The sequence below is a fragment of the Microbacterium sp. R1 genome (assembly GCF_015159725.1).
GTDB lineage: Bacteria > Actinomycetota > Actinomycetes > Actinomycetales > Microbacteriaceae > Microbacterium > Microbacterium oxydans.
This window is the reverse complement of sequence record NZ_JADDUD010000002.1, coordinates 58,343-72,995: the sequence shown is the minus strand read 5'-3', so window position 1 is coordinate 72,995 and position 14,653 is coordinate 58,343. Positions and strand designations below refer to the sequence as shown.

The following is a 14,653-nucleotide window of genomic DNA, read 5'->3' as shown; positions in this document are numbered from 1 at the left end:
CGGATTTCATCGGGCGAGCTCGAGCAGAGCCACCGGATACGTGTCCAGCAGCTCGGCCAGCCGGACCGGCCCCGGTCCGATGCGTCGGCCGGTCAGCAGATCGGTGGCGGGGAGGTCGGGGCGCATCATGACAGTGTCGCCCCATCCTCCGCGGCGCGCCAGCCCCATCGGAAGACGGGTGGCCACGACGGTGATCCCTCCGCGATGAGCCGCGACAGCGTGGTCGGCTGCCGCGCCCTCGACGACAGCGGGACGGTAGAACCGGAACAGCTCGGGGTTGTCTCGACGGGCGCGCAGTGCTCGCGACGTGACGAGCAGCTTCGCCCGCGCAGAGTCGTCGACGGCGGGGAGGATGCCCCGCGCGACCTCCGCGTCGAGCTCCGCGAGCATCCGCCTCCGCAGCTCGAAGTCGACCGGTCGACGGTTGTCGGGGTCGACGAGGGAGAGGTCCCACAGCTCCGTGCCCTGATACACGTCGGGGACGCCGGGCGCGGTGAGCTGCAGCAGCTTCGCGGAGAGCGAGTTGGAGCGGCCGGCCGCCAGGATCTCGTCCACGAAGCGTTCCAGGATCGGGGCGGCTTTGCCCTCGAGCGCCTGCGCGATCGTCGCGAGGCCCTCCTCGAACCGCGCATCCGGATGCTGCCAGGTCGTGGCCTCCGCGGCCTCGCGTGCCGCCTTGGTCGCATAGGCGAGGAAACGCTCGGAGGAGAGGGGCCACGCACCGACCGCCGCCTGCCAGAGGAGGGCATCCAGCGGACCGTGGCCGGTGGTCGCGATGGTGCGGAGTTCACCCAGCACCTCGGCCCAGCGCTCGGGGATCTCGGAGAGGACCGACAGTCGGGCGCGCACATCCTCCGAGCGCTTCGTGTCGTGCGTCGACAGCGTGGTCATCGAGTGGGGCCAGGCGCCGAGCCTGGCGTTCTGCCGCCGATGGAAGTCGTCGACCGTCACGGCGGGGATCGCGGGGTCGGCGCCCACCTCAGTGAGCGTTCCCAGTCGGGTCAAGCGGTAGAACGCGGTGTCCTCGACGCCCTTCGCCATCACCGCTCCAGTTACCTGAGGGAAGCGCTGCGCGACCTCGAGTCGGGGGTCGGACAGCAGCGGCTCGAGCTCGGCGAAGGCCGCCGAGACGTCGGGGCGGCGTCGACGGGCCTCGGTGAACGCGACGCGCAGATGCTCGCGCCCCTCGGGGAGGTACGAGCGATAGACCGGGAAGCACGCCACGAGTTCAGCCAGGGCGTCATCGGCGTGCACGATCCCGTGGGGCAGAGTGCGCACGAGCCGGCGCACCTCCGCCTGCAGCAGCCCGTCGGCGATCATGCGCTTGGTGTCGTGGATCAGGTCAGGCCACGCGGGGGCGGCCGGGAGCCCGGTCTCCGCACGCAGCCTCTCGTCGAGACTGTCGAGAGCGTCGACTCCCGCACGGTCGACGAAGAGCCGATCGATGTCGGCGAGAGCGTCGTATCCGGTCGTTCCATCGGTGCGCCACCACGCGGGCAGGGCTTCGCCCGGTTCGAGGATCTTCTCGACCAGCGTGTACGCCCGCCCCGTCGCGTCAGCCAGGCGCTCCAGATATCCGGTCGGATCGACGAGCCCGTCGGGGTGATCGACACGCAATCCGTCCGCGAGCCCGCTGCGGATCCATCGGATGATCTCGCGATGCGACTCCGCGAAGACGTCCGGCAGCTCGACTCGGAGGCCGGCGAGCTCGGAGACGGCGAAGAACCGTCTGTAGTTGAGATCGGTGTTCTGCTCCTCCCAGTAGCGGAGGTCGTAATGCTGGGCGGCGAGCAGTGCGGGAAGGTCGTCGGCCAGCTGCGCCGTGCCGGGGGCGAGCGGCAGCACGTGCTCGAAGTACGTCAGCACCCCGTCGGGCGCGTCGGGTGCCGGGGTCGTGTCGACGGCGAAGAGGCGCTCGGTGATCGCCTGTTCCGGTGATGAGCCCAGGATCGGCAGGATCAGACGCCCACCGCCGGCCGCCCAGTCGATGTCGAAGGCCGCCGCGACACGGGTCTCCCTCCCCAGACGCAGCACCTCCCACCACCAGGCGTTCTGGCGTGGGGCACCGACTCCCATGTGGTTGGGCACGATGTCGGCGAGGATCCCGAGCCCTGCGGCCCGAGCGGCGGCGGCGAAGCGCTCGAGTCCTTCCTCGCCTCCGCGCTCGGGGTCGACGCGTCCGTGGTCGACCACGTCGTAACCGTGGTTCGAGCCGCTGACCGCCGCGAGCACGGGGGAGAGGTACGCCCAGGAGACGCCGAGGTCGGCGAGGTAATCGGTCACCCCTGCCGCGGAGTCGAGGGGGAAATCGGCGGTGATCTGCAATCGGTAGGTGGAGAGCGGACGCAGGGTCACGACGCCGCCTGCCCGCTCTGGGCGCGGAGGGAGGCGTCGACCGAGTCGTCGGCGGCCTCCGGCACTCCGTCGATCTCCTGCAGCACCAGGGTCGCCTTGCCGTCGAGCGGGATGCCGTCCCCGGGCTCCAGCGCGCGATCCGCGGCCAGTTCGCCTGCGGTGTCGACGACGATCCGCCATTGCGCACCGTGGCGCTCGTCGGGGATGACGAGGTCGATCGGCTCGTCGCCGCTGTTGAAGTAGACGAGGAAGTTCACGTCGGTGACGGGGCGCCCTCGCGAATCGTTCTCGCGGATGCCCTGTCCGTTGAGGAACATCCCCACGGAGCGCCCGAATCCGGAATCCCAGTCCTCCGGGGCCATCGGTCGGCCATCGGGGCGCAGCCAGACGACGTCGGGGATGCGGTCGTCGTCGGACCGGCCGGGGCGACCGTCGAAGAAGCGGCTGCGGCGGAAGGTGGGATGCTCACGGCGGAGTCGGGCCACGGCGGCGGTGAACTCGACGAGGGGCAGGTCGGCCGCCTCCCAGTCGATCCAGGTGAGCTCGTTGTCCTGCGCGTAGCCGTTGTTGTTGCCGTGCTGCGTGCGGCCGAGCTCGTCGCCGTGGGAGATCATCGGCACGCCCTGCGAGAGCAGCAGCGTGGCGAGGAAGTTCCGCTGCTGACGCGCGCGGCGCCGGTTGATGTCGATGTCGTCGGTCGGTCCCTCCGCGCCCATGTTGTCGGAGCGGTTGTGGGATTCGCCGTCGTTGTTGTCCTCGCCGTTCGCCTCGTTGTGCTTCTCGTTGTACGAGACGAGGTCGCGCAGGGTGAAGCCGTCGTGCGCAGTGACGAAGTTGATCGAGGCGACGGGTCGTCGGCCGGAGTGCTCGTACAGGTCGGCGGACCCGGTGAGGCGGGAGGCGAACTCGCCGAGTGCCTGCGGCTCACCGCGCCAGAAATCGCGCACGGTGTCTCGGTACTTGCCGTTCCACTCCGTCCACTGCGGCGGGAAGTTGCCCACCTGGTAGCCCCCGGGGCCGATGTCCCACGGCTCGGCGATGAGCTTCACCTGCGAGACGATCGGGTCCTGCTGCACGAGCTCGAAGAACGCCGCGAGGCGGTCGACGTCGTAGAACTCGCGGGCGAGGGTCGCCGCGAGGTCGAAGCGGAACCCGTCGACGTGCATCTCGGTCACCCAGTAGCGCAGCGAGTCCATCAGCAGCTGCAGGGCATGCGGGTTGCCCGCGTTCAGACTGTTGCCCGTGCCGGTGTAGTCCGTGTAGTAGCGCTTGTCCTCTTCGAGTCGGTAGTACGCCTCGTTGTCGATACCGCGCATCGAGAGCGTCGGGCCGAGGTGGTTGCCCTCCGCGGTGTGGTTGTAGACCACGTCGAGGATGACCTCGATCCCGGCCTCGTGCAGGGTGCGCACCATCGCCCGGAACTCCTGCACCTGCTGGCCGTGCTCGCCCGTCGCGGAGTAGGTGTTGTGCGGGGCGAAGAACCCCAGGGTGTTGTAGCCCCAGTAGTTCGACAGCCCCTTCTCCTCGAGCACGGAGTCGTCGACGAACTGGTGCACGGGCATGAGCTCCAGCGCCGTGATGCCGAGGCGCTGAAGGTGCTCGACCACGGCGGGGTGGGCGATGCCGGCGTAGGTGCCTCGGAGCTCTTCGGGGATGTCGGGATGCCGCTGGGTGAGCCCCTTCACGTGCGCCTCGTAGATCACGGTCTCGGCATAGGGGGTCTTCAGCGGTCGATCACCCGCCCATTCGAAGAAGGGATTGACCACGACGCTCTTGACCATCGCGGCCGCGGAGTCGTCGTCGTTGCGCGAGTCGGGATCGCCGAAGTCGTAGCCGAAGAGGGGCTGGCCCCAGTCCATCCGCCCGGCGACGGCCTTGGCGTACGGGTCGAGCAGCAGCTTGTTCGCGTTGAAGCGCTGCCCCTGGGCGGGGTCGTACGGTCCGTGCACGCGGTAGCCGTAGAGCTGCCCCGGCTGCACCGTGGGAAGGTAGCCGTGCCAGACGAACGCGTCCACCTCGGTGAGGGGCACGCGGGTCTCCGTGCCGTCCTCATCGAACAGGCACAGCTCGACGCGCTCGGCGCCTTCGCTGAAGAGGGCGAAGTTCGTCCCCTGACCGTCGAAGGTCGCCCCGAGCGGATATGCGGTTCCGGGCCAGATCTCGCCGCTCATCCGGCGACGGTGTGGTTGCGGGTGCCGGCTGCCATGGCATCGACGATACTCACTGCACGCTCGAAATCGTAGACCTGCGCGACCTCCACCGATCGGGGATACGGGTGGCCCAGATAGCAGACGAAAAGCGGTGGCACGACGTCGATGTAGCCGACGGGACGATCGTGGCTGACGACGTAGCGGTCGAAGCCGACGCGCTCGCACACGGCTTCGACCGCGGGCCGGTGAGCCGGGCTGTCGGCGGGGTGCGCGGAGGCGTGGCGGGCAGAGCCAGTGGGGGTGGGGGTTCGGACGTTCATGGCGCCTCCTGACTCGTGGGGTGCTCCCACGCTAGGAACCAGACCGCCCTTCGGGAACACCGTTGCCAGGGCGGCGAGGAGGAGGTATGGCGCGTCGTCCTCCTCGCCGTCCGGGCGTCAGGTCTCGTCGGGATGTCAGCTCTCGTGGGGGCGGCGTTGCAGTTCCGTGACGACGACGCCCGAGTCGTAGGCGACCGTCTGCACCGCATCGAACCGCTCGGGACGGTAAGAGCGCTCACGGAAGAGCGGGATGCCCGCCCCGAAGAGCAGCGGCTGCCGCTTCAGCACGAGTCGATCGATCTCGTCTGCGAGGGTTGCCGCGAGTGCGCCGCCGCCGCACAGCCAGATCGCTGCTCCCTCCTCCTGCTTCAGGCGTCGCACCACCGACACCGGGTGCTCCGCTGTCACTTCGAGGTTCTCGCCGTCCGCTGTTCTCGTACTGCTGAACACGATCTGGCGGAGGTGTCGATAGGGACTCGACAGCCCGCCCACGGCGTAGGTGTTCCACCCCATGAGGACGGTGTCGAACATCTCGCGCCGCTGCGGAACCCCGAGGGCTTCGGCGGCGACGGTCGGCAGCGTGTCGGCGAAGCGGGCATTGATGCCGTCCATGTGGTCGCCCTCGATGAGGAACGCGTCGAATTCACCGTTCGGACCGGCGATGTACCCGTCGAGGCTGACGGCGGCGTAGTACACGAGCTCTCGCATGGTTCTCCAATCACTACATCTGTAGCGGTTACAGTACAACAGGCGTAGTGATTGCGCTAGGGTTCCTTCCATGGTGAAGAACGACTCGCGACGACGGACCATCGCGGATGCGGGACTCGCCGTGCTCGCACGCGAAGGATCACGGGGGCTCACGCACCGCGCCGTCGACGTCGCCGCTCAGGTCCCGATCGGCACGACGTCGAACTACTTCCGCAGCAGGGACGCCCTGATCGAAGGACTGGTCGAGCGGATCGGGGAGCGTCTCGCACCGAGCGCCGATGATCTCGAACGCCGGTCGAAGGCTGCCCCGGGACCCGCGCTCTTCGCCGACTACCTCCGCGACATCGTGCGACGCCTGACCGACGATCGGGACGTGACGCTCGCGCTGTTCGAGCTGCGGCTCGAGGGCGGTCGGCGGCCCGAGGTCGCAGCCGTCCTCGGTGCGTGGCAGCGCGCCGGGTTCGACGCCGACGTGGCTTTCAACACCGCGGCGGGACTCCCGGGAGGACGCCGCGAGATCGCCCTGTTCCACTATGCGATCGATGGACTCCTGCTCGACAGGCTCACGACGCCCATCGATCAGGAGACCTCCACCGACGACGTCATCGACGACCTGGTCGCCGGGCTCATCCGCTGACCCGGCGGGGTGTTCCCTCGGGGGCGCGCTGCTCGTACACTGAGGCAACGCACGCTCTCGACGATCGGAGACCGCTGTGTCTGCGCCGTGGCAGGTATCCCGCGAGTCGCTTCCCCCGACATCGCGACTTCTCATCGAGCGTGCGCACGAGGAGCTGCTCGCCGGGAACCTCGAAGACCGGCGTCTTCAGGAGGTGCGGCCACTCGTCCGGGAGTCGTGGGAGCGGGCATGGCGCAGTCGCGTCGGCCCCGAGGGCGCTCCTCCTCTCGATCTCGTGAGCGACGAGCTGGACGCCTATCGGCTGGCGCATCCGCTCGCCTCCGTCATGGACATGATCCGTGCCCTCCTGCTGCCCGGCGAGGCCCAGGACGCCGGCGTCGTCATCGCCGTCGGCGACCAGGCGAGCCGTCTGCTGTGGATCGAGGGCGACAGGCAGCTGCGGTCGCTCACCGACGACATGGGCTTCGTCGCGGGAGCGAACTGGTCGGAGGATGCCGTCGGCACCAGCGCACCCGGAACCGCTCTGGTGCTCGGACAGTCCGTGCAGATCCGCGGCGCGGAGCACTACAACCGTCTCGTGCACCCCTGGTCCTGCACCGCGGCTCCCGTCCGCGACCCGGAGACGCACCGCGTGCTCGGGGTCATCGACATCACCGGGGGAGCGGAGGTCGTCTCGCTGCAGGCACGGCTGCTCGTGGATGCGACAGCCCGCGCCGTGGAGTCGGAGCTGATGGTGGCGCGTCTGCGGGCGCGCAGTGAGGCGCACCGGCCTCGTGCGTCGGCTGCGAAGTCCCGGGTGCCGGCAACGGCGCGGGCGACACTTCACGTGCTCGGACGCGATCGGGCCCGATTGGAGACGGAGTCGGACCACGAAGAGTCCGTGATCGAGCTCAGCGCCCGTCATGCCGCGATCCTGCTGATGCTCGGCGTGCACCGACAGGGACTCTCGGCCGAGCGCCTGTGCGAGCTCGTGTACGGACCGGGCGTCTCGCCCGACACGCTCCGCCCCGAGATGGTCCGGCTGCGGAAGGTGCTCGAGCGCACGGCTCCCGACCTCGTGCCGGAGTCGCGACCGTACCGCCTTCCCGTCACCCTCGACACCGATGCGCACGACGTTCTGTCGCTGCTGGACCGAGGTGCCCACAGGGTGGCGCTCACCGCCTACCGAGGACCGGTGCTGCCCGAGTCGACGTCGCCGGGTGTGGAGGAATTCCGCGAGTCGGTGCGCGCGGCGCTGCGGGAGGCGATGCTGTCCGAGGCGAGTCTCGACGTGCTGCTCTCCTATGCGGAGATCCCCGAGGGCCAGGGTGACGCCGAAGCCCTCCGCCTCGCGCTGGAGATGCTCCCCGCCCGGTCGCCGAAGCGCGCGGGACTGGTCGCGCGGATCGAGCGTCTCGAGGCCTGAGCCTCTGCAACCGGTCGCAACGTTGCGCATCGGGTCGCAACGTCGGTCGACCTAGCTTCGGGGAAGAGCCGCAGCACCGAAGCGCGGCGCACCCGTCGAAGGAGACCCCCATGACCATCGTCGAAGAAGACGTGTCCGTCGCCCCATCGTCCACCGCATACGCCGCCCCCGGGCAGCCCGGAGCCGTCGCGAACTATCGGGCGCGCTACGGCCACTACATCGGTGGCGAGTTCGTGGAACCCGTCAAGGGCCAGTACTTCGAGAACGTCAGCCCCGTCAACGGCAAGCCCTTCACCGAGGTCGGGCGCGGCACCAGCGAAGACATCGACCGGGCGGTCGAGGTCGCCTGGCAGGCATTCGCCGGCTGGGGCAAGACGAGCCCAGCCGAGCGGTCGGTGATCCTCAACCGCATCGCCGACCGCATCGAGCAGCACCTGGAGGAGATCGCGGTCGCCGAGACGTGGGAGAACGGCAAGCCCGTGCGGGAGACGCTCGCGGCCGACATCCCTCTCGCGGTCGATCACTTCCGCTACTTCGCCGGAGTGCTTCGGGCTCAGGAGGGCGGCATCAGCCAGCTCGACGAGAACACCGTGGCGTACCACTTCCATGAGCCGCTCGGCGTGGTCGGACAGATCATCCCGTGGAACTTCCCGATCCTGATGGCGGTGTGGAAGCTGGCGCCCGCGCTCGCCGCAGGCAACTGCGTGGTGATCAAGCCGGCCGAACAGACCCCGGCCTCACTGCTGTTCCTGTTCGACATCATCGGCGACCTTCTGCCCGCCGGCGTCGTCAACATCGTCAACGGGTTCGGCATCGAGGCGGGCGCTCCGCTCGCGCAGCACAAGCGCATCCGCAAGGTCGCCTTCACCGGAGAGACGACGACCGGGCGACTGATCATGCAGTACGCATCGCAGAACCTCATCCCGGTGACGCTCGAACTCGGAGGCAAGAGCCCGAACGTGTTCTTCGAAGATGTCGCCCGCTCGACGAAAGACCCGTTCTACGACAAGGCGCTCGAGGGGTTCACGATGTTCGCGCTCAATCAGGGCGAGGTCTGCACCTGCCCGTCTCGCGCCCTCATCCAGCGCTCGATCTACGACGGCTTCCTCGCCGACGGCCTGGAGCGGGTGGGCAAGGTCGTGCAGGGCAACCCGCTCGACCCCGCCACCATGATCGGAGCTCAGGCGTCGAACGACCAGCTGGAGAAGATCCTCAGCTACATCGACATCGGGAAGCAGGGCGGTGCGCGGCTGCTGACCGGTGGCGAGCGCGTCGACCTCGGCGGCGATCTCAGCGAGGGCTACTACGTGGCTCCGACCGTGTTCGAGGGCACGAACGACATGCGCATCTTCCAGGAGGAGATCTTCGGCCCGGTGCTGTCGGTCACCTCGTTCGACGGCTTCGACGACGCGATCTCGATCGCCAACGACACCCTGTACGGACTGGGCGCCGGGGTGTGGAGCCGCAGCGGCGACACGGCCTACCGCGCGGGACGGGCGATCGAGGCCGGACGGGTGTGGACCAACACGTATCACCAGTACCCGGCGCATGCGGCATTCGGCGGATACAAGCAGTCCGGCGTCGGACGGGAGAACCACAAGATGATGCTCGACCACTACCAGCAGACGAAGAACCTCCTGGTCTCGTACGCCGAAGGCCCGATGGGCTTCTTCTGAGTCACCTCTCCGGGCGGGCGCACGAGCGTCCGCCCGGACATATTCTCTGAAGGGAATGAACCGTGATCGGCGACGAGACCGTGGAACGCGTGGCCGTGACGGAAGCAGCGGCATCGCTCGTGCGCGACCTCACGGCCCAGCATGGACCCCTCATGTTCCACCAGTCCGGCGGCTGCTGCGACGGCTCATCACCCATGTGCTACCCGGTCGGCATGTTCATCACCGGGCAGGGCGACGTACTTCTCGGGGCGCTCGACGTCGGCCTGGACCGGCCCGTCGAGGTGTACATGTCGGAATCGCAGTTCGAGTACTGGAAGTACACGCACCTGACGATCGACGTCGTGCCCGGCCGCGGTGCGGGTTTCAGCGTCGAGGGCCCCACCGGCATGCGATTCCTGATCCGCTCCCGGATGCTCTGACCTACTCCGGTCGCGATATGACAGCCGAATCGGCGAATCCAGCTGTCATATCGCGACGGGAGCGGCACTCAGCGCGGCAGCCGCGGAACAGCGTCGACGAGCGCCCGCGTGTAGGGGTCCTGTGGAGCGTGCAGCACGTCGGACGTGGCGCCCTGCTCCACCACGCGGCCGTCCTTCAAGACCACCGTCCGGTCGCAGGCCGAGGCGATCGCGGTGAGGTCGTGCGACACCATCACGAGCGAGAGGCCGTTCTCGCGGCGCAGTCGATCGAGCAGTTCGAGCACCTGCACGCGAGTGGTCACATCGAGCGCGCTGACCGGTTCGTCGGCGAGCAGTACCCGGGGGCGGGAGACCACGGCTCGGGCGATCGCGATGCGCTGACGCTGTCCACCGGAGAACTCATGCGGGTATCGGCGTGCGGTGTCGGCAGGAAGCCCGACCGCGTCGAGGGCCTCAGTGATGCGGCGCTGGGCATCCGCACCGGACGCCAGCCCCAGCGACCGCAGCGGTTCGCCGACGATGCGGTCGATGCGCTGTCGGGGGTCGAGCGAGGAGTACGGGTCCTGGAAGATCGGTTGCACGCTCGCGCGGAAGCGACGCACCTGGGCGCGGTCGCGCGGGCTCAGGGCGGTGCCCTCGAACAGCACCTGCCCGCCGAGCGGGGTGGCGAGCCCGAGCAGCAGTCGTAGGATCGTAGACTTTCCCGCACCCGACTCGCCGACCAGGCCGAGCGAGTCGCCTTCATCGATGCTCAGAGAGACGTCGTCGAGCACGCGACGGGATCCGTAGGCGAAGCTGGCGCCGTGCAGTTCGAGGAGCGTCATCGTCCGCCCTCCTCGGCGTCGAGAAATGCGTCCAGAGCCCGGGCGCTGTCGACCAGCATCCGCGTGTACGGCTCGGCCGGCTCGTGCAGTACCTGCGCGACCGTACCCGATTCGACCACGAGGCCGTCGCGCAGCACGACGATGCGTTCGACCATGCGCGACACCACGGCCAGATCGTGGCTGATGAACAGCAGCGCCATGCCGCGCTCGTCGACGAGGCGTTCGAGCAGCGTGAGCACGCCGTCCTGCACGGTCACATCCAGCGCGGTGGTCGGCTCGTCGGCGATGAGCAGCTGCGGGCGCGCGGCCAGGGCGATGGCGATGGCCACACGCTGACGCTGACCGCCGGAGAGCTCGTGCGGGTAGGAGCGGGCGATGCGGGTGTCGGTCAGGGCGACCTCGCCGAGCGCGGTGGCGACGGCCTTCGCGAGCTCACCGCCACGCAGCCCGAGATGGCGTCGCAGGGGCTCCGCGATCTGACGCCCCACCCGCATCAGCGGATCGAGCGCGGTGAGGGGCTCCTGGAACACGATCTGAGCGACGGGACCGCGCAGCGGACGCAGCTCCGCATCCCGCGCGCCGACGACCTGGTGCCCGCCGAGCAGCACCGAGCCCGATGCGCTGAGGGCGTCAGGGAGCAGGCCGGTCACCGCGAGCGAGGTCAGCGACTTGCCCGAGCCGGACTCGCCGATCAGCCCCAGGCGCTCACCCGCCGCGAGGGAGAACGAGACATCGCGCACCAGCGGCCCGGAAGCAGCGCGGACTGTGAGGCCCGTGACGTCGAGAATGCTCATCGGCTCCTCCGGCGGGTCGGGTCGGCGAGGTCGCGCAGACCGTCGGCGAGGAAGTTCACACCGAGCACCAGCGCGATGATCGCGATACCGGGAGCGATGGCACCCACCGGGGCGACGAGGACGGTGCCCTGCGCTTCTTGCAGCATCCGTCCCCACGATGCGTTGGGCGGCGGGGCACCGAGGCCCAGGTACGACAGGCTCGCCTCGGCGAGCACCGCGGCGCCGAACTGCAGCGCGAGACTCACGGCGAGGGTGGGGGCGATGTTCGGCAGCACGTGCTGGAACACGATGCCGAGCACCCCGGTACCGCTCGTGCGCGCGGCGGTGATGTACTGCTCCTGCAGCACGCGGCGCGCCAGGATGCGGGTGAGGCGGGCGACGACCGCCGACATCGCGAGTCCGATCGCGAGCACCGCCGACCACAGCGACGCGCCCTGCACGGCGACGACCAGCATCGCGAGCAGCAGCACGGGGAAGGCGATCACGACGTCGAGTCCCGCCGAGAGCGTGTCGTCGACCCAGGGGCGGGCGAAGGCGGCGATCAGCCCGATGATCGTGCCGAGGAGTGCGGCGATCGCGACGGCACAGGTGCCGACGATGAGGGCGATGCGTGCGCCCCACATCAGCTGCGAGAACAGGTCGCGTCCGAGCCGGTCGGTGCCGAGCAGGTGCAGCGCGCTGGGCCCTTCGAGGCGGCCGCCACTGGTGTCGGCGAGCGGATAGGGCAGCCAGAACAGCGACACCAGAGCGATCAGCACGATGAGACCCGTGAGCACGATGCCGATCAGCAGCGTCGCCTTCGGACGTCGCCGCACGGGTACGGATGCGGTGACCAGCTGTTCGGCGACGCGGCTCATCGGTTCCCCGAGACGCTCGTGCGCAGGCGCGGGTCGATCAGGCGCTGCAGGATGTCGGCGGCGAACCCGACCAGCAGCACGAAGAGGGTGCTGACGACGAGGACACCCTGGATCACCTGGAAGTCATGCTGCTCGATGGCCGACAGCAGCAGGCTTCCGAGTCCGGGCAGCGTGAAGACGCTCTCGACGACCACCGCGCCCAGCAGGGTGGTGGACAGCTCGATGCCGAGCACCGCGACGACCGGCACCGCGCCGTTGCGCACGCCGTGACGCAGCAGCGCCTCGCCCATGCCGGAACCTCCGGCTCGGGCGGTGCGCAGGTAGTCGCTGCCGAGCACATCGAGGGTGGCCGAGCGCACGTAGCGGCTGAGGGATGCACTCATGACGATCACGATCGTGATCACCGGCAGCGCGAGTGAGCGCAACGCGTCGGCCGGGTCCTCCCAGTCCTTGCGGGGAAAGCCGCCGGAGGGCAGCACGCCCAGTCCGAGCGCGAACACCCAGACCAGCACCACGCCGACCCAGAACACCGGAACCGCGACGCCGAGCTGCGCGAACCCCGACAGCACGATGCCGTACCAGCGGTCGGACTTCACCGCGGCGGTGATGCCGATCACGAGCGAGACGAGCAGTGCGATCGCGAAGGCGATGAGCGTGAGCGGAAGGGTCACGGCAAGGCGATCGGCGATGTCCGGTCCGACCGGACGCGAGCTGAGGAAGGACTCGCCGAGATCGAAGCGCAGCAGTTGGCCCGCCCACGTCGTGAACTGCTGGAGCAGCGGCTGGTCGGAGCCGACCTGGGCTCGCGCGGCCGCGATCTGTTCGGGGGTCGCATTGACCGAGAGCAGGGCATTCGCAGGGTCACCGGGGAGCAGGCGCAGCAACACGAAGATCGCGATCATCGCGACGACGAGCGAGATCGCGAGGAACGCGAGGCGGCGCAGCAGATAGGCGAGCATGGCTTCTCAGGATGACGTGGGGGATGCCGACGCGCGGCATCCCCCACGCACGTCAGGACTTGACGATGTCGTAGGCGAAGAACTGCGAGTTCAGGCCGTTGACGGGGTAGCCGCTGAGGTCGCTGGAGGCGACCACGATCTGCGGGTACAGGTACAACCATACGCTCGCGGCATCAGCGGCGATCTTCTCGTTGACCTGCTTGAGCAGGGCGGTCTGCTCATCGGTCGTGGCTGCCTGCTCGGCGTCGGCGACCCACTTCTGCACGTCGGCGTCGTTGTAGCCCCAGTAGAAGTCGGGGTTGCCGTACCAGACCACATCGCGGTCGTTCACGTGCTCCTGCAGCGTCGCCTGGAAGTCCTGCTCCTTGAAGACCTTCGTGTACCACTCGTCGGCGCTGATCGTGTTGATCTCGACCGTGATGCCGACCTCGGCGAGCTGCGACTGCAGGAACTCCGCGACGGCGGGGTGCGGGTCGTAGCTCGGGGTGTCGAGGGTGAAGGTGAACCCGTCGGCGTAGCCCGCCTCCGCGAGGAGCTTCTTCGAGAGGTCGACGTCGTACGGGTTGACCTGCGTGAGGTCCTCGTACCAGGGGTCGGTGGGCGGCACCATCGAGCCGATCAGCGTGCCGTAGTCGCCCCAGATCGACTCGAGGAGCTTCTTCGTGTCGATCGCGGAGTAGATGGCCTTGCGCACGAGAGTGTTGTCGAAGGGAGCGACGCGGTCGTTGAAGGCGAGCAGCTCCTTGGTCGTGGACGTGCCCTCGCTGACGACGTAGTCGTCGGAGTCGAACTGCGTGAGCGAATCGGGACTCTGCACGCTGGTGATGACGTCGATCTCGCCGGTGACGAGGGCGTTGTTCTCGGCCGTCGCGTCGGTGAAGTACGTGTAGACGACCTCCGCGTTCTTGGCCGGGTCGCCCCAGTAGTCGTCCCAGCGCTCGAGCGTGAGGGTCGAACCCTTCTTCCACTCGTCGAGCGTGTAGGGGCCGGTGCCGTCTTCGGTGCTCGTGATGTCGCCGGCCTCGTCGTTCACGATCCAGACGTAGCTGAGGTTGTACAGGAACGAGATCGATCGCTGCGAGAGCGTGAACACGACCGTCTTGTCATCGGGGGTCGTGATGTCGGAGATCGTCTTGAAGCTCGACTTGCGGGCGGAGACCGAGTCCTCGGCGGTGACGGCCTCGATGCTCGACTTCACGTCGGCGGAGGTGAGCGGGTCGCCGGAGTGGAAGGTCACGTCGTCGCGCAGGGTGATCGTGTACGTCAGGCCGTCGTCGGACACCTGGGCATCTTCGGCGAGGAGCGGCTCGACCTCGCCGTCGTCGGTCAGCCGGTACAGGCCTTCGTAGACGTTTCCGGTCAGCGCTTCGGTCACGCCCTGGCCGCCGCCCTGGGTGTTGCTGAGGTTGGTGGGCTCGTACAGCGAACCGATGAAGATCGTGGCGTCTTCGCTCGCGGTGCCGTCGTCGTTCGCGCCGGACGCGCAGCCGGCCACGAGGGCGAGCGTGGCGACGGCGCCGAGCGCGCCGAGGATGCGGGTTCTTCTCAT

The 14,653-nt window shown here is 68.7% G+C and carries 13 protein-coding genes; 4 read left to right on the top strand and 9 right to left on the bottom strand.

The window, feature by feature from the left end; all coding sequences use genetic code 11:
- Window positions 1-6: 6 nt before the first annotated feature.
- The 4 genes from treY to ILP86_RS12170 all read right to left on the bottom strand — a co-directional run bounded on the left by treY (window position 7) and on the right by ILP86_RS12170 (window position 5,533).
- Window positions 7-2,355: a malto-oligosyltrehalose synthase gene (treY, locus tag ILP86_RS12185; protein WP_193762092.1), complete on the bottom strand. Its 2,349-nt coding sequence runs from the start codon at window positions 2,353-2,355 to the stop codon at window positions 7-9.
- A complete protein-coding gene (gene glgX, locus ILP86_RS12180; protein WP_141368149.1) occupies window positions 2,352-4,526 on the bottom strand; it encodes a glycogen debranching protein GlgX in 2,175 nt (724 codons plus the stop codon). The genes treY and glgX overlap by 4 nt, the downstream gene beginning before the upstream one ends.
- A complete protein-coding gene (locus tag ILP86_RS12175) occupies window positions 4,523-4,825 on the bottom strand; it encodes a hypothetical protein (RefSeq protein WP_046748502.1) in 303 nt (100 codons plus the stop codon). The genes glgX and ILP86_RS12175 overlap by 4 nt, the downstream gene beginning before the upstream one ends.
- A 135-nt stretch (window positions 4,826-4,960) precedes the next feature.
- The gene (locus ILP86_RS12170) at window positions 4,961-5,533 is read right to left on the bottom strand and encodes a dihydrofolate reductase family protein (protein WP_058631916.1); all 573 of its coding nucleotides are present in this window, start codon (window positions 5,531-5,533) and stop codon (window positions 4,961-4,963) included.
- A 70-nt stretch (window positions 5,534-5,603) separates the two neighbouring features.
- On the opposite strand from ILP86_RS12170, the gene ILP86_RS12165 reads away from it, so the two are divergent.
- The 4 genes from ILP86_RS12165 to ILP86_RS12150 all read left to right on the top strand — a co-directional run bounded on the left by ILP86_RS12165 (window position 5,604) and on the right by ILP86_RS12150 (window position 9,670).
- Entirely contained in the window at window positions 5,604-6,170 is a 567-nt protein-coding gene (locus ILP86_RS12165; RefSeq protein ID WP_113680729.1) for a TetR/AcrR family transcriptional regulator, read from the top strand.
- Window positions 6,171-6,246: 76 nt separating this feature from the next.
- A complete protein-coding gene (locus ILP86_RS12160; RefSeq protein WP_193762091.1) occupies window positions 6,247-7,575 on the top strand; it encodes a transcriptional regulator in 1,329 nt (442 codons plus the stop codon).
- A 110-nt stretch (window positions 7,576-7,685) separates the two neighbouring features.
- Window positions 7,686-9,251 (top strand): aldehyde dehydrogenase family protein, encoded by a 1,566-nt coding sequence (locus ILP86_RS12155; protein ID WP_061017535.1) that lies wholly within the window; start codon window positions 7,686-7,688, stop codon window positions 9,249-9,251.
- A gap of 62 nt (window positions 9,252-9,313) precedes the next feature.
- A complete protein-coding gene (locus tag ILP86_RS12150) occupies window positions 9,314-9,670 on the top strand; it encodes a DUF779 domain-containing protein (protein WP_231728823.1) in 357 nt (118 codons plus the stop codon).
- A gap of 68 nt (window positions 9,671-9,738) precedes the next feature.
- On the opposite strand, the gene ILP86_RS12145 is transcribed toward ILP86_RS12150, so the two are convergent.
- Genes ILP86_RS12145 through ILP86_RS12125 form a run of 5 tightly spaced genes read right to left on the bottom strand, consistent with a single transcriptional unit; the run spans window position 9,739 to window position 14,653 of the window.
- The gene (locus ILP86_RS12145) at window positions 9,739-10,494 is read right to left on the bottom strand and encodes an ABC transporter ATP-binding protein (RefSeq protein WP_193762090.1); all 756 of its coding nucleotides are present in this window, start codon (window positions 10,492-10,494) and stop codon (window positions 9,739-9,741) included.
- Window positions 10,491-11,288, bottom strand: coding sequence for an ABC transporter ATP-binding protein (locus tag ILP86_RS12140; RefSeq protein ID WP_058631920.1), 798 nt, complete (start codon window positions 11,286-11,288; stop codon window positions 10,491-10,493). Before ILP86_RS12140 ends, ILP86_RS12145 begins: the two co-directional genes overlap by 4 nt.
- Window positions 11,285-12,145 carry an ABC transporter permease gene (locus tag ILP86_RS12135; RefSeq protein WP_058631921.1) on the bottom strand — a complete coding sequence of 287 codons (861 nt, stop codon included), beginning with the start codon at window positions 12,143-12,145 and terminating at the stop codon, window positions 11,285-11,287. The genes ILP86_RS12140 and ILP86_RS12135 overlap by 4 nt, the downstream gene beginning before the upstream one ends.
- Entirely contained in the window at window positions 12,142-13,104 is a 963-nt protein-coding gene (locus ILP86_RS12130) for an ABC transporter permease (protein ID WP_046748510.1), read from the bottom strand. Before ILP86_RS12130 ends, ILP86_RS12135 begins: the two co-directional genes overlap by 4 nt.
- A gap of 52 nt (window positions 13,105-13,156) precedes the next feature.
- Entirely contained in the window at window positions 13,157-14,653 is a 1,497-nt protein-coding gene (locus tag ILP86_RS12125; RefSeq protein WP_193762089.1) for an ABC transporter substrate-binding protein, read from the bottom strand.

Bases quoted from the DNA above. Each gene is read 5' to 3' on its own strand.
- ILP86_RS12175 (WP_046748502.1), bottom strand. From the start codon at position 4,825: ATGAACGTCCGAACCCCCACCCCCACTGGCTCTGCCCGCCACGCCTCC.
- ILP86_RS12155 (WP_061017535.1), top strand. From the start codon at position 7,686: ATGACCATCGTCGAAGAAGACGTGTCCGTCGCCCCATCGTCCACCGCA.
- ILP86_RS12170 (WP_058631916.1), bottom strand. From the start codon at position 5,533: ATGCGAGAGCTCGTGTACTACGCCGCCGTCAGCCTCGACGGGTACATC.
- ILP86_RS12165 (WP_113680729.1), top strand. From the start codon at position 5,604: ATGGTGAAGAACGACTCGCGACGACGGACCATCGCGGATGCGGGACTC.
- ILP86_RS12130 (WP_046748510.1), bottom strand. From the start codon at position 13,104: ATGCTCGCCTATCTGCTGCGCCGCCTCGCGTTCCTCGCGATCTCGCTC.
- ILP86_RS12140 (WP_058631920.1), bottom strand. From the start codon at position 11,288: ATGAGCATTCTCGACGTCACGGGCCTCACAGTCCGCGCTGCTTCCGGG.
- ILP86_RS12145 (WP_193762090.1), bottom strand. From the start codon at position 10,494: ATGACGCTCCTCGAACTGCACGGCGCCAGCTTCGCCTACGGATCCCGT.
- ILP86_RS12135 (WP_058631921.1), bottom strand. From the start codon at position 12,145: ATGAGCCGCGTCGCCGAACAGCTGGTCACCGCATCCGTACCCGTGCGG.
- glgX (WP_141368149.1), bottom strand. From the start codon at position 4,526: ATGAGCGGCGAGATCTGGCCCGGAACCGCATATCCGCTCGGGGCGACC.
- ILP86_RS12125 (WP_193762089.1), bottom strand. From the start codon at position 14,653: ATGAGAAGAACCCGCATCCTCGGCGCGCTCGGCGCCGTCGCCACGCTC.